Origin of the sequence: Luteimicrobium sp. DT211 (assembly GCF_049844995.1) — a bacterium.
GTDB lineage: Bacteria > Actinomycetota > Actinomycetes > Actinomycetales > Cellulomonadaceae > Luteimicrobium.
The window spans coordinates 639,707-664,096 of record NZ_JBNCMC010000003.1 but is presented as its reverse complement, the minus strand read 5'-3'; the positions used below and the strand labels follow the sequence as shown (position 1 = coordinate 664,096).

20 protein-coding genes are annotated in these 24,390 nt (G+C 75.5%); 9 read left to right on the top strand and 11 right to left on the bottom strand.

The annotated features are described in order from the left end of the window. Positions 1-26 precede the first annotated feature (26 nt). Positions 27-1,523, top strand: coding sequence for a DNA recombination protein RmuC (gene rmuC / locus ACLQ14_RS10560; protein ID WP_425812673.1), 1,497 nt, complete (start codon positions 27-29; stop codon positions 1,521-1,523). A 51-nt stretch (positions 1,524-1,574) separates the two neighbouring features. Here the strand turns inward: rmuC and ACLQ14_RS10555 are convergent, their stop codons facing one another. After that, positions 1,575-2,162: a TetR/AcrR family transcriptional regulator gene (locus ACLQ14_RS10555; RefSeq protein WP_425812671.1), complete on the bottom strand. Its 588-nt coding sequence runs from the start codon at positions 2,160-2,162 to the stop codon at positions 1,575-1,577. Positions 2,163-2,241: 79 nt separating this feature from the next. Between ACLQ14_RS10555 and ACLQ14_RS10550 the strand changes: the two genes are divergently transcribed. After that, positions 2,242-3,219, top strand: a complete 978-nt coding sequence (locus ACLQ14_RS10550) for an aldo/keto reductase (RefSeq protein ID WP_425812669.1) — start codon at positions 2,242-2,244, stop codon at positions 3,217-3,219. On the opposite strand, the gene ACLQ14_RS10545 is transcribed toward ACLQ14_RS10550, so the two are convergent. From ACLQ14_RS10545 to ACLQ14_RS10535, 3 genes are all read right to left on the bottom strand, one after another. Continuing rightward, the gene (locus ACLQ14_RS10545; RefSeq protein WP_425812667.1) at positions 3,216-4,460 is read right to left on the bottom strand and encodes an RNA polymerase sigma factor; all 1,245 of its coding nucleotides are present in this window, start codon (positions 4,458-4,460) and stop codon (positions 3,216-3,218) included. The two genes, ACLQ14_RS10550 and ACLQ14_RS10545, sit on opposite strands and share 4 nt — an antisense overlap. A 19-nt stretch (positions 4,461-4,479) precedes the next feature. After that, positions 4,480-4,851 (bottom strand): YciI family protein, encoded by a 372-nt coding sequence (locus ACLQ14_RS10540; RefSeq protein WP_425812665.1) that lies wholly within the window; start codon positions 4,849-4,851, stop codon positions 4,480-4,482. Positions 4,852-4,932: 81 nt separating this feature from the next. Continuing rightward, positions 4,933-5,961, bottom strand: a complete 1,029-nt coding sequence (locus ACLQ14_RS10535; protein WP_425812664.1) for a 4-hydroxy-3-methylbut-2-enyl diphosphate reductase — start codon at positions 5,959-5,961, stop codon at positions 4,933-4,935. A 249-nt stretch (positions 5,962-6,210) separates the two neighbouring features. Here ACLQ14_RS10535 and xseA point away from each other — a divergent pair, with 249 nt between their 5' ends. The 6 genes from xseA to ACLQ14_RS10505 all read left to right on the top strand — a co-directional run bounded on the left by xseA (position 6,211) and on the right by ACLQ14_RS10505 (position 11,849). Then, the gene (xseA, locus tag ACLQ14_RS10530; RefSeq protein ID WP_425812662.1) at positions 6,211-7,530 is read left to right on the top strand and encodes an exodeoxyribonuclease VII large subunit; all 1,320 of its coding nucleotides are present in this window, start codon (positions 6,211-6,213) and stop codon (positions 7,528-7,530) included. After that, the gene (locus ACLQ14_RS10525) at positions 7,527-7,826 is read left to right on the top strand and encodes an exodeoxyribonuclease VII small subunit (protein WP_425812661.1); all 300 of its coding nucleotides are present in this window, start codon (positions 7,527-7,529) and stop codon (positions 7,824-7,826) included. The genes xseA and ACLQ14_RS10525 overlap by 4 nt, the downstream gene beginning before the upstream one ends. Next, entirely contained in the window at positions 7,823-8,761 is a 939-nt protein-coding gene (locus tag ACLQ14_RS10520) for a carbohydrate kinase family protein (protein ID WP_425812659.1), read from the top strand. The genes ACLQ14_RS10525 and ACLQ14_RS10520 overlap by 4 nt, the downstream gene beginning before the upstream one ends. 82 nt (positions 8,762-8,843) lie before the next feature. Continuing rightward, entirely contained in the window at positions 8,844-9,482 is a 639-nt protein-coding gene (locus ACLQ14_RS10515; protein ID WP_425812657.1) for a carbonic anhydrase, read from the top strand. 27 nt (positions 9,483-9,509) lie between these two features. Continuing rightward, positions 9,510-10,334 (top strand): TrmH family RNA methyltransferase, encoded by an 825-nt coding sequence (locus ACLQ14_RS10510; protein WP_425812655.1) that lies wholly within the window; start codon positions 9,510-9,512, stop codon positions 10,332-10,334. Between the two features lie 78 nt (positions 10,335-10,412). After that, the gene (locus ACLQ14_RS10505; protein WP_425812653.1) at positions 10,413-11,849 is read left to right on the top strand and encodes a class II fumarate hydratase; all 1,437 of its coding nucleotides are present in this window, start codon (positions 10,413-10,415) and stop codon (positions 11,847-11,849) included. Positions 11,850-11,955: 106 nt separating this feature from the next. On the opposite strand, the gene ACLQ14_RS10500 is transcribed toward ACLQ14_RS10505, so the two are convergent. Further along, positions 11,956-12,468: a MarR family winged helix-turn-helix transcriptional regulator gene (locus ACLQ14_RS10500; protein WP_425812651.1), complete on the bottom strand. Its 513-nt coding sequence runs from the start codon at positions 12,466-12,468 to the stop codon at positions 11,956-11,958. Positions 12,469-12,539: 71 nt separating this feature from the next. Here ACLQ14_RS10500 and ACLQ14_RS10495 point away from each other — a divergent pair, with 71 nt between their 5' ends. Beyond that, a complete protein-coding gene (locus ACLQ14_RS10495; RefSeq protein WP_425812649.1) occupies positions 12,540-13,646 on the top strand; it encodes an FUSC family protein in 1,107 nt (368 codons plus the stop codon). Here ACLQ14_RS10495 and ACLQ14_RS10490 read toward each other — a convergent pair. The 6 genes from ACLQ14_RS10490 to ACLQ14_RS10465 all read right to left on the bottom strand — a co-directional run bounded on the left by ACLQ14_RS10490 (position 13,619) and on the right by ACLQ14_RS10465 (position 24,323). Beyond that, complete coding sequence (locus ACLQ14_RS10490; protein ID WP_425812647.1) at positions 13,619-14,686, bottom strand: GNAT family N-acetyltransferase; 1,068 nt, start codon at positions 14,684-14,686, stop codon at positions 13,619-13,621. The two genes, ACLQ14_RS10495 and ACLQ14_RS10490, sit on opposite strands and share 28 nt — an antisense overlap. Before the next feature lie 129 nt (positions 14,687-14,815). Then, a complete protein-coding gene (locus ACLQ14_RS10485) occupies positions 14,816-15,532 on the bottom strand; it encodes an ABC transporter ATP-binding protein (protein ID WP_425812645.1) in 717 nt (238 codons plus the stop codon). Continuing rightward, positions 15,529-16,539 carry an ABC transporter ATP-binding protein gene (locus tag ACLQ14_RS10480; RefSeq protein WP_425812643.1) on the bottom strand — a complete coding sequence of 337 codons (1,011 nt, stop codon included), beginning with the start codon at positions 16,537-16,539 and terminating at the stop codon, positions 15,529-15,531. Before ACLQ14_RS10480 ends, ACLQ14_RS10485 begins: the two co-directional genes overlap by 4 nt. 58 nt (positions 16,540-16,597) lie before the next feature. After that, entirely contained in the window at positions 16,598-19,486 is a 2,889-nt protein-coding gene (locus tag ACLQ14_RS10475; RefSeq protein ID WP_425812641.1) for an FtsX-like permease family protein, read from the bottom strand. Further along, a complete protein-coding gene (locus tag ACLQ14_RS10470; protein WP_425812639.1) occupies positions 19,483-22,800 on the bottom strand; it encodes an FtsX-like permease family protein in 3,318 nt (1,105 codons plus the stop codon). Before ACLQ14_RS10470 ends, ACLQ14_RS10475 begins: the two co-directional genes overlap by 4 nt. Before the next feature lie 263 nt (positions 22,801-23,063). Then, positions 23,064-24,323 (bottom strand): PhoH family protein, encoded by a 1,260-nt coding sequence (locus tag ACLQ14_RS10465; protein WP_425812886.1) that lies wholly within the window; start codon positions 24,321-24,323, stop codon positions 23,064-23,066. Between the last annotated feature and the right edge of the window lie 67 nt (positions 24,324-24,390).

The window sequence follows — 24,390 nt, the reverse complement described above, 5'->3', positions numbered from 1 at the left end:
CGGTGGCCGCTGGCACCCTGGCCGGTATGACGACGGTTCTCGTGGGACTCGGCGCCCTGCTGGTCGGGGTCGTGGTGGGCTATCTCCTCCAGGTAGTGCGCGCCGGCGCGCACGGCCGCGGCCTGGAGCTCCGCGCCGTCCGCGCCGAGGAGTCGCTCGCGGCGGTCCAGAGGTCGGGCGCCGCCCAGCTCGAGGACGCGCGGTCCGCCGCGAACCAGCAGGTGGAGCACCAGATCCGCCAGACGGCGGCCCAGGTCCAGGCGATCAGGCAGCAGGCGGACGAGCGGGTCGCCCAGGCGGAGCGCGCGGCCGACGAGCGGGTAGCGCTGGCCGAGAAGGCGGCGGCCGAGAAGACCGCCACCCTCAAGGCCGACCAGGCCCGCCTCGCCGAGCAGTTCCAGGCCGTCGCGAACAAGGTCCTGGCGGTCAACAACGAACAGTTCCTCGCGCTCGCCACCGAGCGGCTCGGCAAGGTCCAGTCCGAGGGCAAGGCCGACCTCACCCAGCGGCAGGAAGCCGTCCAGGCGCTCGTCGGGCCGCTCACGGAGAACCTCGAGAAGATCCGCGCCCAGGTCGAGGAGACCGAGAAGCAGCGGCTCACGGGCACGCTCGACCTCAAGCACCAGGTCGTCGAGATGCGCACGGAGGCCGAGAAGCTGCGCCGCGAGACGTCGCAGCTCAAGAACGCCCTCAGCAAGTCGCAGGTGCGCGGCGCGTGGGGCGAGATGCAGCTCCGCCGCCTCGTGGAGTCCGCAGGCATGCTCGACCGCGTGGACTTCGAGGAGCAGGTCCAGGCCGCGGGCGGCGCGCTGCGCCCCGACATGGTCGTGCGGCTCGCGGGCGGCAAGAGCGTCGTGGTCGACGCGAAGGTCTCGCTCGCGGCGTTCCTCGAGGCACAGTCCGCCGACGACGACGCGGTGCGCGCCGACCGGCTCGCCGCCCACGCCCGGCACATGCGCACCCACGTCGACGACCTGCACCGCAAGGAGTACTGGGAGCAGTTCTCCCCCACGCCCGAGTTCGTCGTGATGTTCGTGCCGGCCGAGTCGTTCCTGTCCGCGGCCGTCGAGGAGGACGCCGCGCTCATGCAGTACGCGCTCGAGCGGAACGTCATCCTCGCGACGCCGATGACGCTGCTCGCCCTCCTCCGGACCGTCGCGTACACCTGGCGGCAGGACGCGCTCGCGGAGAACGCGCAGCAGGTCCTCAAGCTCGGCCGCGAGTTCCACAGCCGGCTCGTGACCATGACCGGCCACGTGACCAGGGTCGGGCGGTCGCTGTCCGGGGCGACCGAGAGCTACAACAAGTTCATCGGCTCGCTCGAGCGGAACGTGCTCACGTCCGCGCGCCGGTTCGCCGAGCTCGAGGTCATCGACTCCTCGCAGGTCATCGGCGAGCTCGAGGGCATCGACGACGCCGTCCGGCCCATCACCAAGGCCGAGCTGCTCCCTGCCGAGGCGGGCGACGTCGTCGCGATCGACGACAAGAGCGACGACGGCGACGGCTCGCGCGCGGCGGGCTGACCGCGCCGCCCGGCCACACTGGGCAGGCGCGCGGGTCAGCCGGCGCGCGGCTCAGGCGAGCAGGCCGTCCACCAGCAGGTCCAGGAGTCGGTGGACCTGCGCCCCGTCGGGCACGTCCCGCGTCACGAGGAACACTCCGACGACCGCCGCCGTGACGTCACCGGCGTCGAGCCCCGGCCGCAGCGAGCCGGCCGCCTCGCCGTCGCGCAGGAACGCCCCCACCACCGCCACCACGCGTTCGCGGGTACGGGCGGCCTGGGCCGCGCCCGCGAGCGCGCCGGCGCGCATCGACTCGGCGAGGTCGTACTTCGTGGCGATGAACGCGGCGTAGCGGTGCAGCCAGGCGCGAAGCGCGTCGGCGGGCGGCAGCTCCTCGCGCAAGGGGGCCGCTGCGTCCAGCGCCGCGTCGAGCTCGGCCACGTAGACGGCCGCGACGAGGTCCTCGCGGGTCGGGAAGTGCCGGTACAGCGTGCCGATCCCTAACCCGGCGGCGCGCGCGACCGCGTCGAGCGTCAGTCGTTCGCCCGCCGCGAGGGTGGCGCGCGCGGCGTCGAGCAGCGCGGCGCGGTTGCGGGCGGCGTCGGCGCGAGGGCGGCGTCCCGCGTGCGCGACACCGGCCGGAGCCTCAGGTGGTGACAAAGCGGAGACCCCTCCGTATAGTCGGAAGCGGAGGTTCCTCCGCTTGTCATCGATGCTACGGCCCTGGAGGCGTACCCGCATGACCGACACCACGAACCACAGCCCCGCGACCGGCTCCGCCTACGAGCTGGCAGGCCGCCCCGTCGCCCGCGTGGGCTACGGGGCGATGAGCCTCGAGCACCTCGCGGGCGACGCGGCGTCCGCGGTCGCACTGCTCCGCGAGGCGTTCGACCTGGGCGTCGACCACGTCGACACAGCCGACTTCTACGGCGACAGCACGGCCAACACCTTCCTGCGCCGGGCGCTCCGGCCCGACGACGACGTGCTGGTCGCGACCAAGGTCGGCGCCGTGCGCGACACGTCCGGCTCGGTGCCGCTGCGTGCCGCGCAGCGTCCCGGCGAGCTGCGTGCCGCCGTCCACGACAACCTGCGCAGCCTCGGCCAGGACCGGCTCGACCTCGTGTACCTCCGGCGGCTCGACGTGCGACCCGGGCTGGTCGCCGAGGGCGACCAGGTCGTGCCCCTCGACGACCAGCTCGCCGAGCTGGTCCGCCTGCGGGACGAGGGGACGATCGGCGCGATCGGCCTCAGCGCCGTCTCCCGGGAAACCCTGAGCGCCGCGCTCCCGGCTCGGATCGCGGCCGTCCAGAACGCGTACAGCGTCCTCGCGCGCGAGTCGGAGGACATGCTCGAGCTCTGCGGCCGCGAGGGCGTCGCCTGGGTGCCGTTCTTCCCGCTCGGCTCCGGGTTCGCCGACCTCCCCCAGGTGACCGGCCAGCCCGAGGTGACCGCCGTCGCGGCACGCCTCGGAGTGACGCCCGGGCAGGTCGGCCTCGCGTGGCTGCTGCAGCACGCGCCGCACGTGCTCCTGATCCCAGGCACGAGCAGCCGCGCCCACCTGGCCGAGAACGTCGCCGTCGCCGGGCTCCGGCTCGACGACGACGCCGTCACGGAGCTCGACGGGCTCTACGACGCGCGGTTCTCCGGCGCGGCCTGGTCGCGGGCGCAGCGGGAGGGGTCGCCGTCGAGCGCGCCGGGTGGGACGGTCGCGTCCTAGACGAGCCGGCCCTCGACGTCGCGCAGGCGGTCCTCCAGGAAGCGGCGCTCCGGGCCGTTGGCGGTCAGCACCAGCGCCTCCTCGTAGGCGGCGCTGGCCGCGGCCCAGGACCCGAGCCGGCGCAGGAAGTCGGCCCGCGCCGCGCTCAGGTACCCGTAGCCGGCCAGAACCGGCTCGCCGCTCAGGGGCTCGAGCGCCGCGAGGCCCGCCCGCGGCCCGTCCCGGAGCCCGACGGCGACCGCCCGGTTGAGCGCCACGACCGGCGACGGCCACCCTGCGAGGAGCACGTCGTAGAGCCCGACGATCTCGTCCCAGTCGGTGTCCTGCCAGGTCGGGGACTCCGCGTGCACCGCGGCGATGGCCGCCTCGACGGCGTACCGGTGCGGCTGCGGGCCGCCGAGCGCGCGTGACAGCAGCGCCGTGCCCTCCTCGACCTGGTCGCGGCGCCACAGGCTCCGGTCCTGGTCCGCGAGCAGCACGAGCCGGCCGTCGTCGTCCTCACGGGCGGCGCGACGCGCGTCGACGAGGAGGAAGAGCGCGAGCAGGCCGGCGACCTGGCGCTCGTCCGGAAGGAGGCCGTGCAGGGTGCGGGCCTGGCGGACGGCGGCGTCGACCAGCTCCGCGCGCACGAGCCGGTCCCCCGACGGTGCCGTGTGCCCGGTCGTGAAGACGAGGTGCAGGACCTCGCAGACGGCGCCGACGCGCGCCGGCAGCTCCGCGGCCGACGGGACGCGGTACGGGATGTGCGCCGCGGCGATCTTCTTCTTCGCGCGGGTGATGCGCGCCGCCATCGTCGCCTCGCGGACCAGGAACGCCCGCGCCACGTCGGGCGTCGCGAGCCCGCACACGAGGCGGAGGGTCAGCGCGACCTGGGCGTCCCGGCCCAGCGCCGGGTGGCAGCACGTGAAGACGAGCCGCAGCGTGTCGTCGGGCACCGCGGGAGGCTCGTCGAGAGCGTCGGGTCCCGGGGCGACGTCGTCGACCACGAGCAGCGGCAGCGCGCGGTGCCAGGCCGCGCGCCGCCGCAGAAGGTCCCGCGCGCGGTTGCTCGCGACGGTCACGAGCCAGCCCCGCGTGCGGTCGGGCACCCCCGTGCGAGGCCACGTCTCGAGCGCACGCGTGAAGGCGTCCTGCGCGCACTCCTCGGCGAGGTCGAGGTCGCGCGTGACCCGGACCGTCGCGGCCACGACCGCCGCCCAGTCGGAACGGTGCGCGGCCTCGACCGCCTCACGGACCGGCATCGTCGATCAGTCCCGCCGCTCAGCCATGGTCGACGAGCGGCTGGACCTGGACGCCGCTGTGGTCGTGGGACGCCTCGGCGAGCCCCGAGGCGAGGTCGAGCGCCGTATCGAGGTCCGGGACGTCCACCACGTAGAAGCCGCCGAGGACCTCCTTTGACTCGAGGAACGGGCCGTCGGTGATGCTCGGGCCGTCGGACGGCGCGGCGTCACCCGACGGGGCGCGCAGCGTCGTCGCGGTCGTGCTCGGCTCGAGCTCCCCGGACGCGAGGATGCTGCTCCCGGCGCGCCCCCAGAACTGCCGGTGACCCTCGTCGATCTCGGCCCGCTCTGCGGCCGTCATCGTCTCCCAGCGCTGCTCGTTGCCGTAGATGAGGAGCAGGTACTTGGCCATGGTCGGTTCCTTCCGTCCGGCCCCCGGCGGGGGCGCTCATGAGAGACGACGAAGTCGGAACGCCCGGATCGACAGCCGCGGTCAGCTCGGCTGGAGACCGAGGGTCGTCCGACCGCCGCGAACCGGTCGGCCGGCGGCCTCCACACCCTCGAGGTCGGCCCGGAGCTCGCGCGGCAGCGAGAACATGAGGTCCTCGGTCGCGGTGCGGACCTCCTCGACCCGGCCGTAGCCACGCTCGGCCAGGTAGGTCAGGACGTCCTGGACCAGGATCTCCGGCACCGACGCCCCCGACGTGACCCCGACGGTCGTGACGCCGTCGAGCCACGCCGGGTCGATCTCCGCCGCGCGGTCGATGCGGTGCGACGCGCGCGCCCCCGCCTCGAGCGCGACCTCGACCAGGCGCACCGAGTTGGACGAGTTCGCCGACCCGACGACGATCACCAGGTCGGCCTCCGGCGCGAGCTTCTTCACCGCGACCTGCCGGTTCTGGGTGGCGTAGCAGATGTCGTCGCTCGGCGGGTCCTGCAGGGTGGGGAACTTGTCGCGCAGCCGCCGGACCGTCTCCATGGTCTCGTCGACCGAGAGGGTCGTCTGCGAGATCCAGATCACCTTGTCGGGGTCGCGGACGGTCACCTGGTCGACGTCGTCGGGCGAGTTGACGACCTGGATGTGCTCCGGCGCCTCGCCCGCGGTCCCCTCGACCTCCTCGTGGCCCGAGTGTCCGATCAGGAGGATGTCGTAGTCGTCGCGCGCGAACCGGACCGCCTCGCGGTGCACCTTCGTCACCAGGGGGCACGTCGCGTCGATCGTCTCCAGCCTCCGCGCCGTCGCCGCCTCCCGGACCGCCGGGGACACGCCGTGCGCGGAGAACACCACCCGCGCGCCCTCGGGCACCTCGTCCGTGTCGTCGACGAAGATCGCGCCACGCTCCGAGAGCGTCGCCACGACGTGCTTGTTGTGGACGATCTCCTTGCGGACGTACACCGGGGCGCCGTAGTGCTCGAGCGCCTTCTCGACGGCGACGACCGCCCGGTCCACGCCGGCGCAGTAGCCGCGCGGCGCGGCGAGGAGGACACGGCGCTCGGGCGCCGTCGTGGTGGGGGTGGTCACGTCGTCGAGTCTAGGCGAGCGGCCAGCACCGACCCCGAGACGGGGGTCACGTCCGCGACACCGCCACACGTCCTCCGCCGCGCCCGCCGACGGTGACGCCCCCTCGGCTCGCGAGTCACCACGTTCGTCGCGAGTCAGCGCGACCTTCCCGGTGGCTCGCGACAAACCCACTGTCGCCCCACTGTCGCGGACGTCACCGTCGGCGAGCACAGCGTCACCGTCGACGAACGGGTGGGAGGTGTCGGTGGGATGCGGCAGGGTGGACCCGTGACCGACCTTCCTGCACGCGCCCTCGACACGAGCGCGGAACACCCGTGGCCCGTGCGGCTGCTGTCCAGCAAGATCGCCGCGTACGTGGACCGGATGTCGCCGGTGTGGGTCGAGGGTCAGGTGGTCCAGCTCAATCGCCGGCCGGGGTCCGGCTACTGCTTCCTCACGCTGCGCGACACGGAGGCCGACGCGTCGCTGCCGGTGTCGATGCAGGCCCGCGTCCTCGAGGCGCCGGGCGACGCGGTGCACGAGGGCGCGCACGTCGTCGTCCAGGCGAAGCCGACGTTCTGGACCAAGCGCGGGACGCTGCAGCTGCAGGCGTCGGCGATCCGCGCGGTCGGCGTCGGCGAGCTGCTGGCGCGCATCGAGCACCTCAAGCGGATCCTCGCGGCCGAAGGACTGTTCGACGCCGACCGCAAGGTCGCGCTGCCATTCCTACCCGCAGTGGTGGGCCTGGTCTGCGGCCGCGAGTCGAAGGCGGAGCACGACGTCGTGGTGAACGCGCGGGCCCGGTGGCCGCAGGTCCGGTTCGAGATCCGCGAGGTCGCGGTGCAGGGGCAGGGCGCGGTGCCGCAGGTGACGGCGGCGATCGCCGAGCTCGACGCCCGCTCCGACGTCGAGGTGATCGTCGTGGCGCGCGGCGGCGGCGCGGTCGAGGACCTGCTGCCGTTCAGCAACGAGACACTGGTCCGCGCGGCGGCTGCGTGCCGGACGCCGCTCGTGAGCGCGATCGGCCACGAGACGGACGCCCCCCTGCTCGACCTCGTCGCGGACTACCGGGCGTCCACGCCGACGGACGCCGCGAAGCGGATCGTGCCGGACGTGCGGGAGGAACGGCAGCGCCTCCAGCAAGCACGCCTCCGGCTGCGGGGCGCGGTGCGGGGGCGCCTGACGCACGAGGGCGAGCGGCTCGCCGCCGTGCGCTCGCGGCCGGTCCTCGCCCGTCCGGCGACGATGGTCGAGGTCCGCGAGCTCGAGGTCGGGCGGCTGCGCACGTCGGGCCGGCGGGCCCTCGACGGGGCCCTGGTCCGCGCGTCGGGCGAGGTCGGACGCCTCGCCGCGCAGGTCCGTGCCCTGTCGCCGGCGGCGACGCTCGAGCGCGGCTACGCGGTGGTGCAGGGCCCGGGCGGGGGCGTGGTCCGCACGCCCGACGACGTCGCCCCGGGCGACGCGCTGCGCGTCCGGGTCGCGGGCGGCGAGCTCGCGGCGGAGGTGGCGGCCCGCCCGGACGGGGCGACGCCCGCCCCGCGGACGAACCGCCGGAAGAAGCCCGATCGTGTGGAAGGATCCGTCGCGTGAGCACCGCAGCACCCAGACCCCCACTTGACAACGATGTCACCGCGCTGAGCTACGAGGAGGCCCGCGACCAGCTCGTCGACGTGGTCTCCCGGCTCGAGGCGGGCGCCGCCACCCTCGAGGACTCCCTCGCGCTCTGGGAGCGCGGCGAGGCCCTCGCCGACCGCTGCCAGCAGTGGCTCGACGGCGCCCGCGAGCGCCTCGAGGCGGCGCGCGACGGCGCGTCGACGGACGCGGCGAACGGCCCGGCGAACGGCGCCGACGAGGACAGCGCCTACCAGGATGAGGCGTCGCTGTGACCCGCGCCGTGACGGGCGACGCGCTCGTCGTCGGAGAGGCGCTCATCGACGTCGTGCACCGCGCTGACGGCACCGTGGACGTGCACCCGGGCGGCAGCCCGGCGAACGTGGCGCTCACGCTCGGCCGGCTGGGCCGGCCGGCGCGTCTCCTGACCTCGTTCGGCACCGACGCGTACGGCGACCGCATCCGCTCGTGGCTGCGCGCGTCCGACGTGAGCGTCGTCGACGGCTCCGACGGCGCGGCGCGCACCTCCGTGGCCACCGCGCGGCTCTCGGACACAGGCTCAGCGACCTACGAGTTCGAGCTCGAGTGGGCGATCCCGCCCGTGACGCTCGACCCGGCCGATGCGACCGTCGTGCACACGGGCTCCATCGGCGCGGTCCTCGCGCCTGGCGCGGACGCGGTCCTGTCGGTGCTCGACGCGCACCGCGCGCACGCGACCGTCACGTACGACCCGAATCTGCGCCCGTCGCTCATGGGCTCGGCCGCTGACGTCGCGCCGCGGGTCGAGGAGCTCGTGCGACGCTCCGACGTCGTCAAGGTGTCCGACGAGGACCTCGCCTGGCTCGTCCCGGGCCGCGACCCCGTCGACGTCGCGCGCGGCTGGCTCGCGCTCGGCCCGGCGCTCGTCGTGGTCACGCTGGGCGGCGACGGCGCGGTCGCCGTCACGGGCCAGGGGGTCACGGGCGTCCCCGCCGAGCGCGTCGAGGTCATCGACACGGTCGGCGCCGGCGACTCGTTCATGGGCGCCCTGATCGACGGCCTGTGGCACGAGGGCCTGCTCGGCGCCGCGAACCGGCCTGCGCTGCGCGCGATCCCGGGCGACGCCGTCGAGCGCGTGCTCGCCCGCTGCGTGCGGGTCGCCGCGATCACGGTCTCGCGGGCCGGTGCCAACCCGCCGCGCCGCGCGGAGCTCGACGCCACCGAGCTGTAGCTCGGGGCGCAAGACGTCCGCGACGGCGTCCCGCTCCTGGGCGCCGTCGCGACCGCCGCCCGGCATGGGCGAGGATGGGCCCATGCGCACCCCCACCGAGTCCTGGTCCGCACTGCGTGAAGGCAACGCCCGGTTCGTCCGCGACGCGATGGAGCACCCGTCGCAGGACACGTCGAGGCGCCACGAGACGGCTCTCGCTCAGCACCCGTTCGCCGTGGTGTTCGGCTGCTCCGACTCGCGCGTCGCGTCCGAGCTGATCTTCGACCAGGGGCTCGGCGACCTGTTCGTCGTCCGGAACGCGGGTCACGTCGTCGACCCGGCGGTCCTCGGCTCCATCGAGTTCGGCGTCGAGCTGCTCGGCGCGAGCCTCGTGGTCGTCCTCGGCCACAGCTCCTGCGGGGCCGTGGGCGCCGCGGCCCGCACGCTGCGGACGGGCGAGGAGCCCCCGGGCTTCGTGCGCGCCGTCACCGACGGGGTCATCCCGTCGATCGTCAGCCTGACGGCGCAGGGCCCGGAGGCGTTCGCGGCGATGGACGAGGCGCAGCTGCTGAACGCCCACGTGCGGCACACGGTGAACGCGCTCCCGTCCTACTCGGCCGCCCTGCGCGCGGCCGTCGACGAGGGCCGCTGCGCGATCGTGGGCGTCGAGTACGACCTCCGCGACGGCGAGGCCCGGCTGGTCGAGGTCGTCGGCGAGGTCGGCGAGGCCCCGGTCGCCTGACGGCGCCGGACGCCCGCGGGAGACGCCATGCGACAGGTCACGGTCCGCAACGCCACATTCCAGCAGTGGGAGACGCTGCTGACCAACCGCGCCAAGCGGCACCGCGCCGGGCACGCGCTGGTCCAGGGCGTGCGCCCCATCACCGTCGCCGTGGAGTCCGGCCTCGCGGTGCGCGAGTGGCTCGTCGACGGCGACCGCCCGCTGTCCGCCTGGGCCGGCGAGCTCACGGGCCGCGTCCGCGCGCCCCGGTTCGCGGTCGCGCCGGAGCTCTTGCGCGAGCTGGGCGGCAAGGACGACGCGACGCCCGAGGTCCTGGCCGTCGTCGCCCTGCCCGCCGACGACCTGGCCCGCATCCCCGCGCGCGCCGCATCCGACGGCGCGCCGCTCCTGGCGGTGGCGCTCGACCGGCCGACCAGCCCGGGCAACGTGGGCACGGTTGCGCGGTCCGTCGACGCCTTCGGCGGGCACGGCGTCGTCGTGACCGGGCACGCCGCCGACCCCTACGACCCCAAGGCGGTCCGCGCGAGCACGGGCTCCGTGTTCGCGGTGCCGGTCGTGACCGCGCCGTCCGCGCACGCCGTCGTCGACGCCCTCGGGGCGCGGCCGGACGGCGGCCCGGCGCTGCAGGTGGTGGGCACGGACGAGGACGGCGACGTCGAGCTGGCCGACGTGGACCTCACGCTCCCCACGCTCGTCGTCACCGGCAACGAGACGCGCGGGCTGAGCGCGCAGTGGCGGGACGCGTGCGACGTCGTCGCGCGGATCCCCATGCGCGCGAGCGCTGCCAGCTCGCTCAACATGGCGAGCGCGACGGCCGTCGTGCTGTACGAGGCGCTGCGCCAGCGGCGGTGACCCGGAGTCTGTGACTCGCGTCACGTCCGACGGCCCAGGGCCGCGGAGCACCCACCGGGCTGCGGCACGATAGGACGCATGACTTCTCACACGACCACGCCGGGGGCCGACGACGCCGCCCCGGTCGAGTACCGCATCGAGCACGACACGATGGGCGAGGTGCGGGTCCCCGCGGCCGCGCTGTACCGGGCGCAGACGCAGCGCGCCGTCGAGAACTTCCCGATCTCCGGCACGCCCCTCGAGCGGTCGCACATCGAGGCGCTCGCCCGGATCAAGAAGGCGGCGGCCCGCGCCAACGCGGAGCTCGGCGTGCTCGACCAGGACGTCGCCGACGCGATCGTCGGCGCGGCCGACGCCGTCGCCTCCGGGACGCACGACGGGGACTTCCCCGTGGACGTGTACCAGACGGGCTCGGGCACGTCGTCGAACATGAACACCAACGAGGTGCTCGCGACGCTCGCGTCCCGCAGCCTCGGCCGCGACGTCCACCCCAACGACCACGTCAACGCGTCGCAGTCGTCCAACGACGTGTTCCCCACCTCGGTGCACGTGGCCGCGACCGCGGGCGTCGTCCGCGACCTCGTGCCCGCGCTCGCGCACCTCGCGGAGGCCCTCGAGGCCAAGCGCGACGCCTGGGCCGGCGTGGTGAAGTCCGGCCGCACCCACCTCATGGACGCGACCCCGGTGACCCTCGGCCAGGAGTTCGGCGGGTACGCCGCAGCCGTCCGCTACGGGATCGAGCGCGTGGAGTCGGCGCTCCCCCGCGTCGCCGAGGTCCCGCTCGGCGGCACCGCCGTCGGCACCGGCATCAACACCCCCGCCGGGTTCCCGCAGCGCGTCATCGCGCTGCTGCGCGAGGACACCGACCTGCCCCTCACCGAGGCCCGCGACCACTTCGAGGCGCAGGGCGCGCGCGACGGGCTCGTCGAGCTGTCCGGGGCGCTGCGCACCATCGCCGTCAGCCTGACGAAGATCTGCAACGACCTGCGCTGGATGGGCTCCGGCCCCAACACGGGCCTCGGCGAGATCGCCATCCCGGACCTGCAGCCCGGCTCGTCGATCATGCCCGGCAAGGTCAACCCCGTCATCCCCGAGGCCGTGCTCATGGTCGCGGCGCGCGTCGTCGGCAACGACGCGACCGTCGCGTGGGCCGGTGCGAGCGGGTCGTTCGAGCTCAACGTGCAGATCCCCGTGATCGCGCAGGGCGTGCTCGAGTCGCTCCGGCTGCTCACCAACGCGTCGCGCGTCCTCGCGGACAAGACCGTCGACGGCCTCGAGGCGAACGTGGACCAGGCCCGCGCCTACGCCGAGTCGTCGCCTTCCATCGTGACGCCGCTCAACCGCGTCATCGGCTACGAGGCGGCCGCGAAGGTCGCCAAGCACGCCGTCGCCGCCGGGGTCACCGTGCGCCAGGCCGTCGTCGACCTCGGGTTCGTCGAGCGCGGCGAGGTCACGCTCGAGCAGCTCGACGCGGCGCTCGACGTGCTGTCGATGACGCGTCCGCCGCAGTCCTGACTCCCTCTGTCCTGCCGAACACGGGCTCCGTGCCCATCAGCTCGCGCTGACGGGCACGGAGCCCGTCGTCGGCGGGCGGGAAGCCCGTGCTCGACGACGCGTGCCGTCAGTACGCATTCGGCTCCAGCGTGCGCAGGACGACGGCGAGGAGCTCCGCGAGCCGCCTGCGGTCGGCGTCGGAGAGGCCGGCGAGCGCGGCCCCCTCGCGGGCGACCTGCTCGGGGAACAGGCGGTCGACGAGCGTGACCCCGGCGGGCGTCAGGGAGACGAGGATGCCGCGCCGGTCGCGCTCGGGCACGGTCCGCTCGACGAGACCCGCGTGCTCGAGCCGGTCGAGCCGCTTGGTGATCGAGGCGCCCGGGCTCTCGGTGACGGTGCTGATCTCGCGGGGGCGCAGCGCGTGACCGGCGCGCCGGAGCGCCGCCAGCAGCTCGAACTCGCCCCGGTTGAGCGCCTCCGCCTCGATCGCGCGCTCGTGCGCGTGCCCGACGAGCGCCCCGATGCGCAGGATGCGCGCGACGACGTCCGCGGGGGACGTGTCGAGCGTGGGGATCCGTTCGGCCCACTGGGCGCGCAGCCGGTCGACGTAGTCGTGCTCACCGCCGTCTCGAGCCTCCATGTGAGCAAGGATACGGTCACTTGTTCCTTCACTAGTGAACTATCGATGAACGAACGGCTAGACTGGAGGCGATGACACTCGCCCCGGAACGCCCGACCACCGCCCGCCACCACCTGCACCACACCTGGCGTGCGAGCGTCACCGTCAACCCCGGCAACGGCCGCCCCGACCTTGCGGTAGCGCTGCGCGCCGGCCTCACCGTGCTCGCGACGTTCGCGATCCTCGCCGCGGCCGGGCACCGCGAGCTCGCCGGGTTCGCCGCGCTCGGCGCGATCGTCGCCGTGTACGGGAGGCTCGCCGACCCCGTCGCGCGCCTGACGGTCGTCGGAGCCGCAGGAATCCTCCAGGTGGCCGCGATCGCCGCGGCGAGCGGGGCCGGCTGGGCGCTCGCGAGCACCGGGTCCGCCACGGTCGAGACGTGGGCCGTCCCCGTGATCCTCGGCCTCGTGGCCGCCCTCGCGTGCGCGGGGACGGCGCTGCTGCGCACCGGCCCGCCCGGGGCGACGCTCGTCGTCTTCGCCGCGGCCGCCGGCCTCACCGCGCCGGCCAGCGCCGCCGGCATCGGCACCCGGACGCTCGCCACGGCGGTCGGCGCGGTCCTCGCCCTCGTCGTCGCAGCGGTCGCCGCGGGCCCGACCGCCCGCTCGCGCCTCCGCGACCGGACGCCGCTCCTGCCCGCGCGGCCGCCCGTCCCCGCGTGGCACGCCGAGGCTCTGCGCTGCGGCGCGGGCTCCCTCGTGGCCGGCGTGCTGGCCCAGGCCGTCGGCCTCGGCCACCCCGGCTGGGCGGCCGTCGGCGCGACCGCTGTCCTGCTGGGCACCTCGCGCCGCCACGTCGTCGTGCGGGCGCTGCACCGCGGTGCCGGGACCGCCGTCGGCGCCGTCCTCGCCTGGCTGGTCCTCGACGCCCACCTGTCGTTCTGGGCGCTCGCGGTGCTCGTCGCGGCCCTGCAGGTGGTGACCGAGCTGATCGTCGTGCGCAACTACGCCCTCGCGATGCTCACGATCACCCCGATGGCGCTGCTCATGACCTCGCTCGCCGGACCGGTCGACGCCGGCACGCTCGCCGCCGACCGCGCCGTCGACACCCTCCTCGGCGTCGCCGTCGGCGTCGTCGTGGTGCTGCTCCTGCCGTTCCGCGAGCGGGCGCGTCACGCGCCGGCGACCGCCCGCTCGTAGAACGTCGCCGACGGCACGTAGCCGAGCGCCTCGTAGAAGCCGCCCGCGCGGCGCGAGGCCAGCGAGACGTACGCCGCTCCCCCGGCCTGCGCCCACCGTTCGGCAGCCCGGACGAGCGCGCGGCCGACGCCGCTCCCCCGCCGGTCCGCGCGGACCATGACCTCCTGGACCCACGCGACCGGGCCGTCCGCGAAGAACGTCGGCTCGAGCTGCGCGAGCAGGTACCCGACGACCGCGTCGCCCTCCTCAGCGACGAGCACCACCACGTCCGGGCGCGCCACGGCGGCGGGAAACGCACGCTCGAAGCGGGCACGGGTCGGCGTCGTCGTCGCCGCGAACGCCTCGACGAGCGGCCAGACCTGGGCCGCGTCCCCCGGACGAGCAACCCGAACGACGACCCCCGTAGGCCGGCCCGCGCCCACGACCCCCGAGCACGACGGCGTCGGACGGTCCCACCGTGGGTCGGTCGACGGGAACAGCACGTGCACGTGCATGTCGTGGAAGCCGTCCTCGTGCAAGGCCGATGCCCGCCTGACCCCCTCGAGCGCGAACCCCGACCGCTCGGCGACCCGGCAGGAGGCGAGGTTCTCCGACGCGTGCTCGATCTCGAGCCGCCACAGCCCGCCCGCGCGCGCCCACCGGACGACCGCCTCCACGGCCGCGCCGGCCACGCCGCGCCCCCGCGCGTCGGGGACCGTCCAGTACCCGATCTCGGCGGTGCCGTCCCGGTCGTCGACGTCGACGAGCGTCACGCGCCCGACGAGCGTGCCGCCCGTGTCCTCGACGGCCCAGTGCGCCCCGGCGCGGGCCCCCCACTCCGCGGTCCAGCCCGCGACCAGCTCACGAGCCTCGTCGTCGTCCGCGAGGGCGCGCGCATGCCAACGACGGACGTCCGGGTCGGCGTAGACCGCCCGGACCGCGGGGGCGTCGTCGGCCGCCCACGGGCGCAGGCGGAGACCACCGCGCGCCTCGAGCACAGGCGGCTCGGCCCCGGCGAACAGCGTGTCGGCGTCGAGGAACGGCCCGGGAAGGATCGGCATGGCCGCAACCTACCGCCCGCCGAGGGCCGGATCGCGGCCCCGCGACAACGGGGCCCGCGCCCGTCAGCGCGAGCTGACGGACGCAGGGCCCGTGTTCGGCACCGGAGGGGTGCGGCGCGGGGGCGGGGGTCAGTCGGTCAGGACCCGGCCGTCCGCGAGGCGGACCACGCGGTCGGCCAGCGACATCATCAGGGGGTCGTGCGTGGAGACGATCGCCGTCATGCCCTCGGCCTCGACGACGGCGCGCAGCAGCGCCATCACGGCCTGGCCGGTCGCGGTGTCGAGCTGCCCGGTCGGCTCGTCGGCGATGAGCAGCCGCGGGGAGTTCGCCAGCGCGCGGGCGATCGCCACGCGCTGCTGCTGGCCCCCCGACATCTCCCCCGGCCGCTGGTCGGCGTGGTCACCGAGCCCGACGAGGTCGAGCAGCAGCGCGACGCGCTCCTCCCGCGCGACCGCGTCGAGCTTGCGCAGGCGCAGCGGGACGCCGACGTTCTCGGCCGCGGACAGGACCGGCACCAGGCCGAACGTCTGGAACACGTACGACACGACGTCGCGGCGCAGGTCGACCAGGCCGTCCTCGCCGAGCGACGACACCTCGCGCCCGTCGACGACGACGCGGCCACCGTCCGGCCGGTCGAGGCCGCCGACGCAGTTCAGCAGCGTCGTCTTGCCGGAGCCCGAGCGACCGACGAGCGCCACCAGCTCGCCCGGGACGATCTCGAACGACACGTCGCGCAGCGCGTGCACGGCCGTGTCGCCCGAGCCGTAGGTGCGCGACAGCGACTCGACGCGGACCATCGTGTCGATGGTCGCAGCGGCGATGGGCGCGGGCGTGGTCGTCGTCATCGGGTCTCCTCGTCGGGCGCGGCGTCGACCGTGGCCTCGGGTGCAGGCGCGGACGTGGCGGCCGGCCGGGGCCGGTCGGGCCACACGGAGACGTGCGAGTCCTCGAGCGCGAGCCGCACGCGGCCGACGAGCTCGAGCGTCTCGCGGTACTCCTGCGGCAGCTGGACGCGGCCCGCGCGGTCGAGGACCGCGAACTCCTCGGCCACGGTGTGCTCGGTGCCGTCCTCGTGCGTGCGCGTCGTGCGCACCACCTCGGACGACGTGCGGCCGTCGCGGATCGCGACGGTGCGTTGCACGTGCTCCGACACGCCGGCGTCGTGCGTGACGACGACGACCGTCGTGCCCAGCTCACGGTTGACCGTGCGCATGGCTTCGAGCACGTCCGACGACGTCGCGGTGTCGAGCTCGCCCGTCGGCTCGTCGGCGAACAGGACCTGCGGTCTGTTGGCGAGGCCGACGGCGATCGCGACCCGCTGCTGCTCGCCGCCCGAGAGCTGACCCGGCCGGCGGTCGGCACCGTAGGCGACGCCGAGCATCGCGAGCAGCTCGACGGCGCGCGCCGCGCGCTCCTTGCGACCCACGCCCGCGAGCGCCATCGGGAACATGACGTTCTCAGCCGCCGTGAGGTACGGCACGAGGTTGCGTGCGGTCTGCTGCCAGACGAACCCGACCATCGAGCGCCGGTACTCGACGCGCTGGCGCGAGCTCATCGCCATGAGGTCCCAGTCGCCGACGCGCACGCGGCCGGCCGTCGGGACGTCGAGGCCCGACAGGACCGCGAGCAGGGTGGACTTCCCGGAGCCCGACGCGCCGACGATCGCGACGAGCTCACCGGCGTTCACGAGCAGGTCGAGGCCCTGCAGGGCCTGCACCTCGACGCCCTCCGACTGGTAGATCCGCACGAGCGAGTCGCACGCGATGAGCGCGTCCTCGCCGAACGTGCCGGTGCGCTGCCGGGCGCGCCGTTCGAGCGTGCCCAGCGTGGGCTCGTCGACGGTCGTCGTCATCGGGGCCTCCCTCGATCGGTCCTGCCGGTCCTGCCGGTCGTGTCCATGTGCGTCCGTGTCATCGCTCGCCCACCCGCAGCACCTCGCCGAGCCGGTCGCGCCGGCGCACGGCGGACTCCACGTGCACCGCCGCGACCAGCGAGACGCCCACGACGGCGGCTGCGAGCGCGAGCGGGACCCACGAGACCGCGAGCGACACCACCGCGCCGGGCAGGCCGGTCGCGACGTCGAGCCCGAGCGACCGGGTGAGCAGCCCCGGGACGGCGACGCCGATGAGCGTCCCGGCGACCAGCGCGGCGACCGCGAGGGGCGCGAGCTCGCCGAAGGTCATCGCCCGTGCGGTGCGCGCATCGAGACCGACGGTGCGCAGGACGGCGACGGTGCGGCCGCGCTCGCCCGACGTCGCGACGACGGTGAGCACGAGGGCCATCGCGGCGAACAGGGCGAGCGCGAGCCCCGTGCCGACCAGGAGCGCGACCAGCGCCTCGTTCAGCGGTGCCGTGCGCGTCGCCTCGACCCAGCCGGTGCTCGTCGTGACGCGGAGGCCCGCCCGGGCGTCGAGGCCTGTCGCGTGCACGGCCGCGGCGGATCCGGGGCCGTCGACCCAGACGGTCGTGATGGTCGACGAGGCCGGATCGCCGCTCGCGTCGTCCGGCTCGTCCACCCGCTCGAAGGTCGCCCGGTCGACCAGGACGATCCCGTCGGCGGACGGCGGCGCGGCACCGGGGGTGGGGACGACCGGCACGATGTCGGGGCCGCCGTGCACCTCGCCGGCCACCCGGAGCCTGACGGGGCCCGACGCGGTGAGCAGCTCGGGCTGGTACGCCGCGGTCGCCGCGGCGAGCGAGGGCGAGACGAGCATGGGGATCGTCCCGCCGGACGCCTGGTCGAGGTCGGTCAGGCCGGGGTCGACGGGCCAGCCGTGCGCGCGCAGGATCGTCGCGTACGCGCGGGCGTCGACCGCCTCGACGTCGGCGGTCACCCCGCTGTTGGCGCCGAGGGGCCGGGCGGGGCTGAGCGACGCCGCCGCGACCGCTGTGACGCCCGGCGCCCGGCGCAGCGCGGCCACGTCGGCCTCGGTCGCGGGGCCGTCGACGCGCACGGTCGCCCCGACCACGGTCCGTGCCGCGTCGTCCTGGCCCTGGTGGACGGTCTGGACCGTCGTGCCGCAGAAGACGAGCAGCGCGACGGCCACCGTGAGCGTGAGCAGCGGGACCGCGGTCCCCGACGCGTTCCCGGCGCGGGCGGAGGCGACGACCGGCACCAGACCGCGACCGGCCTGGGCGCGCCGGGAGATCGCTCGCAGCACGGGCGGCATGAGGTGCAGCAGGACGATCGTGGCGGCGACGGCGAGCAGCAGCGGGGTCGCCGCGAGCAGCAGGTCGACGTGCGTCGTCGCCGACTCGAGCAGGCCCCGGCGCTGCACGGACACGAGCGCGGCCGCCGCGACGGCGACGAGGGTGAGCTCGAGCGTCACTCTCCGGGCACGCCGGCGGCCGAGAACGCGTCGGCGGTCGGCGCGGTTGGCCGGCAGCCGCCGGCCCGACCAGGCGCCGTGCACGAGCGTCGCCGCGGCGACCGGCGGTGCGAGCGCCGCCACCGCCGCGACAGCCGCCGCGGCGGTCCACGACCCGCGGGCGTCGGGCAGGATCAGCCACGCGACGAGGGCGCCGACTCCCGCGGCGACGGCCGCGAGCGGGACGCTCTCGACCGCCGCGCGCAGGGCGACCGACGCGGTCGACGCACCCCGGGCGCGCTCGGCCAGCAGAGACGTGCGGCGGCGGGCAACCAGCAGCCGTGCCGCGAGCACGAGCGCGAGCGCACCGACCCCCGCGAGGCCGACGACGAGCACCGAGCTCTGCGCGTCGGCCGCCGCCTGCCGGGCCTCGTGCGCCGCGAGCACGTCGACGAGCGTGGTCCGGACGGTCGGCGGGGTGGCCAGCCACTGGGTCAACGCCCGCGGCTGCGCGAGCATGCGCCGGAGCGACCGCTCGACCGTCGGCACCGAGCCCGCGTCGACCGCGTCCCGCTCGACGACGAACCGCGCCCCGGACGTGAAGTCCGGGCCCAGGTACCGGCGCTTCGCGTCCGCGAGCGAGTCCCCCGTCAGGAGCAGGCCGACGCCGCCCTCGACGTCCGCGTTCGCGGCCGGCGGGACGGCGGCGAGCAGGTCGGGGAAGCCGGCCCACACGAGGGCCGACGGGTCGAGCGGCGTGTAGAGGCCGCTGACGACGGCCACGGTCGGGCCGCTCGCCGCCATGCTGAGCTTGAACGTGGTCCCGACCTCGATCCCGAGCTTCTGCGCGGCGGCGCGCGAGAGGCCCACCTGGACCTCGTGAGGGGCCGGCGGGGCGGCATCGTCTCCCGCGCCCTCGCCGGAGCCCTCGGGGTCCGGGGCCGCGGCGGGGGCGGACCCGGCGACCCACCGCACGGGCGGCGTGGTGGACGTGCCGTCCGTGACGTAGGCCAGGCGGGCCGCGACGACGCGCGGCGTGTCCGCGGCGCCGGTGACGAGCGCCGTCGTCGTCCGGCTGGTGATGGAGGACGCCGCGGGTCCGACGAGGTCGTCGCCGAGCGCGGTCCTGAGGTTCTTGCCGATGGTGTTCGTGTCGTCCTGGAGCTCGTCGGCGGCGTCCCCCGCGGAGCTCACGGTGGAGGCGCCCAGGACGTCCTTGCCCGGCTCGACGACGATGTCGGCGTCGTGCCCTGCCGCCGCGACCGCCTCGTGCACCGCGTCGTCCGCTGAGCGCAGCAGCACGCGCGGCGCCAGCAGGGCGAGCGCGACGGTCACCACGAGCAACGCGGCGGACAGCACGAGCAGACCCTTGTCGGCGCCGGCGCGCCGGCGCGGCACGAGCAGCGCGTCGGCGGTCGCGGCCCGCAGCCCGCTGCGCAGGGCGGCCCGTGGCGCACGACGGCGCGGGCGGGGGCGGGTGGTCGTCGTCATCGCTCGTCTCCCAGGCGCAGCAGCTCACCGGACGCACGGCGCAGCAGCGCGTTGGTGGTGGTCGCCACGGCGACGCCGACGAGCAGGACCAGCAGCGCGAGCAGCCGTCCCTGCGTCGCCCACGCCCCGTGCACGAGCACCGACGGCACGGGCGGGGCACCCGACGCAGACACGGTGACGAGCGGCACGATCTCCCGCGCGAGCACGGCGCCGAGCGCGAGTCCCACGACGACGCCCAGCCCCCCGAGCACGGCGTACTCGGTGAGCACCGACCGCACGAGCGCGCGCCGCGAGGCGCCGACCGCCTGCAGGCGCGCGAGCTCGAGCCGCCGCGTCCGGACGGAGACGGTCGCGCTCAGCGCGATGCCGGCCACCGCGAGGCCAAGGGCCGCCGCCGTGACGATCCACAGGGCCGCCTGGACGCCGACGTGGAGCGGTCCGACGGTCGCGTCCGCACGCGCCGCGACCCGCGTCGTCGCAGGCCCGGCGTCGACCAGGTGCGTGGCGACGGCGTCCGCGTCGGCGTCCGGGACCCCCAGCCACCACTCGTCGGCGAGCGAGTCGCTGCCGCCGCCGAGCAGGTACGCCCGCGCCACGGCGGCGGAGTCGGCCAGGATGCCGTCGGTCCCCGGCTCGCCGGGCAGGTGGGGGATGGTGCCGGCGATGGTCACGTCCATCGACGTGTGGTCGACGTCGACCGTGAGGTGGTCTCCCACCTCGCTGCCGGTGGAGGACAGCAGGCCCGGCGTCGCCAGGACGCGTGCGGGCGCGTCGGCGTCGGACGTGCCGACCAGGGCGAAGCCCTGCCCGCCCGACTCCACGAGACCGGGAGCGATCATGTCCGTCACGCGCAGCGAGTCGCCGCCCTGCGTGACCCTCGCGACCGAGGAGCCCGAACCCGGCTCGTCGAGGCCCTGGGCGGTCCACGTCCTGCTGTCGAGGCGCACCGGGGTGACGTGTGCAGGGTCGACGTCGTCGATCGTGGGGGACGTCCGGCCCGCCGCGACGCCGCCGGCCGAGACGACGCGCAGGTCGCTGACGTTCATGCGGAGGCCTATCTCGGGTGCGTCGGCGAGGACGGCCGGGTCGACGGTCACCGACGAGAGCAGGACGTGCACGCCGACGAGCGACGAGCCGGGCACCGCCGCGGGCAGCGGCACGACGAGGTCGCGGTGCGAGCCCTGGCTCGCCAGGGGCGGCAGGTCGATCGACGTGAGCCCGCCGGTCGCGTCCCGGACGACGAGCGCGACGAGGAGCCGGCCGGCGCTGACGTCCGCCGACGCCGTGAGGTCGAGCACGAGGGCCGTCGGCGCACCGGGCAGCGGGGTGCCCTGCAGCGCGGAGCTCGGGTGCAGGGCCGCGACCTCGCGCGACCAGCCCGCGGGGTCGGTGCGCCCGCGCAGGACGTCGTCGGCGTGCGTCGTGTCGAGCGCGACGAGCTGCCCGCTGCCGTACGCGTCCGCCCCCGCCCCGCCGGTCGTCACTGGCCGGTCGAGCACCGCGGACGCGCGGACGACGGCCGGCTCGGCGGAGATCGCGCCCGCGGTCGCGAGCGGCTCGCCCCCCGCGGCCGCCACGCGCACGTCGGTCCCGACGGCGAGGTCGGCCTGGTCGAGCTGCGAGCCGCGCCACGTCGCGAGGAACGACTGGGCGAACACCCCGACGCCGACGACGAGCGTCACCAGCAGGACGGCGCCCGCGGCGCGCCCGGGTCGGCGGGCGGTCTCCCACGCCGCCAGCGGCCCGACGAGCGAGCGGCTGCGTGCGGCGGCCCGCTCCCACGCGTGCGCGACGCGCGGCAGGAGCCGCAGCGCGACGACGCCGCCCGCGAGCAGGACCAGCGCCGGTGCCGCCACGAGCACGGGGTCGATCGAGCCGAGCCCGCCGACTCCTGCCGCGGCCGGCGTGCGGTAGGTCCGCAGCTGCACGAGCGCGAGGACGGCGAGCACGACGAGCGCGAGGTCGGCGCCCGTGCGGGCGAGCCCGCCGCTGCGGTCCGGGCGGACGAGCCGCTGCTCGGCGTCCACGTCGCTGCCCCGGCGCTTCAGCACCGGCCCGAGCAGCACGCCCGCGAGCACGAGCGCCGCGGCGGCGCACGACACCCAGAGCACCGCGGGACGGCCGGGATCGTCGTGCAGGCCGGCGCGCTCGAACGGCCCGACGCCGGTGACGGCCCCGTAGAGCGTCGATGCCAACCAGGGCGCCAGCGCGGTCGTCACCAGCGCGATCGCGAGGGACTCGAGCGCGGCGAGCCCGAGGATCTGGCCGCCCGTCGCGCCGCGCGACGCCATGAGGGTCTGCTCGGCGGCGCGCCGCTCGGCCAGCAGCCGGGCCGCGAGCAGCAGGACCGTCACGGCGAGCACGACGAGCACGAGCCCGACGATCACGAGCCCGACCTGCGTGACCTGGAGCGCGGCCCCGGCGTCGTCGATGGTCGCGGGCAGCTGCGTCACGAGGTTGAGCGCCGCCAGGGAGACGGGGGTCGCTGCCGACAGCGTCGCCCGCGCGGTCGCGAGCCGGTCGCGCAGCGAGGCCACGTCGGCCGCCGTCGTCGCCCCGAACCGCGGCACGGCGACGAGGTCGGCCCGGGTGAGCGTCGCCGCGCCCGAGGTGAACGCCTCGGGCGTGACGACCAGCGGGCCCCACGCCTGGGTGCGCGAGCTGTCCATCGCGCCGACCACCCGGTAGGCCGGGTCGTACGTCGCGCCGGCCAGGACGTCGCGCGACCACGGGGCGAGCGGCCCGGTCCGTTCGTAGATGCCCGTGACGACGACCGTCGTCCGGGCGGGGCCGCCGGCGTCGCTCAGCCGGACCACCGACCCGACGTGCCAGCCCAACGCCTCCGCCGCGTCCCGGGGGACGGCCGCCTGCACGTGCCCCGCGGCGTCCGTCGATGCGCTTGGGAGCGCTCCCACCACCAGCCTCGTGCCGTGCGGGATCACGGGGTACGAGGCCAGGTAGACGTACGGGTCGCGCTCGTCCGAGGTTCCCGGGACCTCGTACATCTCCGACGAGAGCCATGCGGCGCGGTCCGCAGGCAGGGAGCCGAGGAAGCCGTCGAGCGCGGCGTCCGCCTTCGCCAGCACCTCGGGGCCCGACGCGTCGTCGACGAGCAGGTACCGGGCGTCGATCTCGCGGCTCGCGACGGGCTTGCGGTCGAGGCCGACCTCGAGCGCACGGTGCTGGCCGGCGGTGAGGAGCAGCACGAAGGTGCCGAGCAGCGAGGCGCTGACGACGGAGACCGCCAGCACCGGGAGGAGCAGGGCACGCTGCGCGCCGGCGCGATTCCGCAGCATCGTCAAGGCCCAGCGCACGCTCGCTCCTCGTCGTCGTGGTCACGGCCGTGCAGGACGGCGCCTGAAGCGGGCCACGACCGGAGATCGTGGGAGCGCTACCAGGCTCGTGATCAGCCACGATGCCCGGGTGGCCGACATGTTAGCCGCTGGCGGGCGCCCAGTGAACCCCTGACCGCGTCCGGCGCCGAGCACGGGATCCCCGCCCGCCGACGACGGGCTCCGCGACCGTCCGCGGCTGCGGACGATCGCGGAGCCCGTGTTCGACGACAGGACCCGTCGGCTCAGACCTCGATCTGCTCCAGCATCTCGGTGACCAGCGCCGCGACCGCCGACCGCTCGGAGCGGGTCAGCGTCACGTGCGCGAACAGCGGGTGCCCCTTGAGCGACTCGATGACCGCTGCGACGCCGTCGTGGCGGCCGACGCGGAGGTTGTCGCGCTGCGCGACGTCGTGGGTGAGGACGACGCGCGAGCTCTGGCCGATCCGCGAGAGCACCGTGAGCAGGACGTTCCGCTCGAGCGACTGCGCCTCGTCGACGATCACGAACGCGTCGTGGAGCGAGCGCCCGCGGATGTGGGTGAGCGGCAGCACCTCGAGGAGGTCGCGGTCGAGCACCTCCTCGACGACCTCGCGCGACACGATCGCGCCGAGGGTGTCGAACACCGCCTGCGCCCAGGGGTTCATCTTCTCGTTCTCGGTGCCGGGCAGGTAGCCCAGCTCCTGGCCGCCGACGGCGTACAGCGGGCGGAAGACCATGACCTTGCGGTGCTGCCCCCGCTCGAGCACGGCCTCGAGCCCGGCGCACAGCGCGAGCGCCGACTTGCCGGTGCCGGCCCGGCCGCCGAGCGAGACGATGCCGACCGCGTCGTCGAGCAGGAGGTCGATCGCGACCCGCTGCTCCGCCGAGCGTCCGTGGAGCCCGAACACGTCCTGGTCGCCGCGCACGAGCTGGACGTGCTTGTCCGCCGTGACGCGCCCGAGCGCGGAGCCGCGCGGGCTGTGCAGGACGAGGCCGGTGTGGCAGTGGAGCGGCGCGGCGGCCTCGACGGTCGCCGGGTCGAGGGACGCGAGCTCGACCGACTCGGCCTCCCACAGGTGGGCCATCTGCTCGTCGGCCAGGTCGAGCTCGGCCATGCCCGTCCAGCCGGAGTCGACGGCGAGCTCTGCGCGGTACTCCTCGGCCCGGAGCCCCACGGCCGACGCCTTGACCCGCATGGGCAGGTCCTTGGAGACCACGGTGACGACGCACCCCTCGGACGCGAGGTTCGCAGCGACCGAGAGGATCCGGGTGTCGTTGTCCCCCAGCCGGAAGCCGGCGGGCAGCACCGTGGGGTCCGTGTGGTTGAGCTCGACCCGCAGCGTGCCGCCGGCGTCGCCCACGGGGATCGGGGCGTCGAGCCGCCCGTGCTTGACGCGGAGCTCGTCGAGGAGCCGCAGCGCGCTCCGCGCGAAGTAGCCGAGCTCGGCGTGGTGTCGCTTGGCCTCGAGCTCGGTGATCACGACGATCGGCAGGACCACGTCGTGCTCGGCGAAGCGGAGCATCGCCCGCGGGTCCGACAGGAGCACGGATGTGTCGAGGACGAACGTCCGGCGGCCGTCCGGCGCGTCC

What these genes read in the sequence shown, in the direction of transcription:
- ACLQ14_RS10515 (WP_425812657.1), top strand. Translation starts at nt 8,844, where the DNA reads ATGCGCACCCCCACCGAGTCCTGGTCCGCACTGCGTGAAGGCAACGCC.
- xseA (WP_425812662.1), top strand. Translation starts at nt 6,211, where the DNA reads ATGCGGCAGGGTGGACCCGTGACCGACCTTCCTGCACGCGCCCTCGAC.
- ACLQ14_RS10490 (WP_425812647.1), bottom strand. Translation starts at nt 14,686, where the DNA reads ATGCCGATCCTTCCCGGGCCGTTCCTCGACGCCGACACGCTGTTCGCC.
- ACLQ14_RS10480 (WP_425812643.1), bottom strand. Translation starts at nt 16,539, where the DNA reads ATGACGACGACCGTCGACGAGCCCACGCTGGGCACGCTCGAACGGCGC.
- ACLQ14_RS10545 (WP_425812667.1), bottom strand. Translation starts at nt 4,460, where the DNA reads ATGCCGGTCCGTGAGGCGGTCGAGGCCGCGCACCGTTCCGACTGGGCG.
- rmuC (WP_425812673.1), top strand. Translation starts at nt 27, where the DNA reads ATGACGACGGTTCTCGTGGGACTCGGCGCCCTGCTGGTCGGGGTCGTG.
- ACLQ14_RS10510 (WP_425812655.1), top strand. Translation starts at nt 9,510, where the DNA reads ATGCGACAGGTCACGGTCCGCAACGCCACATTCCAGCAGTGGGAGACG.
- ACLQ14_RS10540 (WP_425812665.1), bottom strand. Translation starts at nt 4,851, where the DNA reads ATGGCCAAGTACCTGCTCCTCATCTACGGCAACGAGCAGCGCTGGGAG.
- ACLQ14_RS10495 (WP_425812649.1), top strand. Translation starts at nt 12,540, where the DNA reads ATGACACTCGCCCCGGAACGCCCGACCACCGCCCGCCACCACCTGCAC.
- ACLQ14_RS10465 (WP_425812886.1), bottom strand. Translation starts at nt 24,323, where the DNA reads ATGCTCCGCTTCGCCGAGCACGACGTGGTCCTGCCGATCGTCGTGATC.
- ACLQ14_RS10485 (WP_425812645.1), bottom strand. Translation starts at nt 15,532, where the DNA reads ATGACGACGACCACGCCCGCGCCCATCGCCGCTGCGACCATCGACACG.
- ACLQ14_RS10550 (WP_425812669.1), top strand. Translation starts at nt 2,242, where the DNA reads ATGACCGACACCACGAACCACAGCCCCGCGACCGGCTCCGCCTACGAG.
- ACLQ14_RS10500 (WP_425812651.1), bottom strand. Translation starts at nt 12,468, where the DNA reads ATGGAGGCTCGAGACGGCGGTGAGCACGACTACGTCGACCGGCTGCGC.
- ACLQ14_RS10505 (WP_425812653.1), top strand. Translation starts at nt 10,413, where the DNA reads ATGACTTCTCACACGACCACGCCGGGGGCCGACGACGCCGCCCCGGTC.
- ACLQ14_RS10475 (WP_425812641.1), bottom strand. Translation starts at nt 19,486, where the DNA reads ATGACGACGACCACCCGCCCCCGCCCGCGCCGTCGTGCGCCACGGGCC.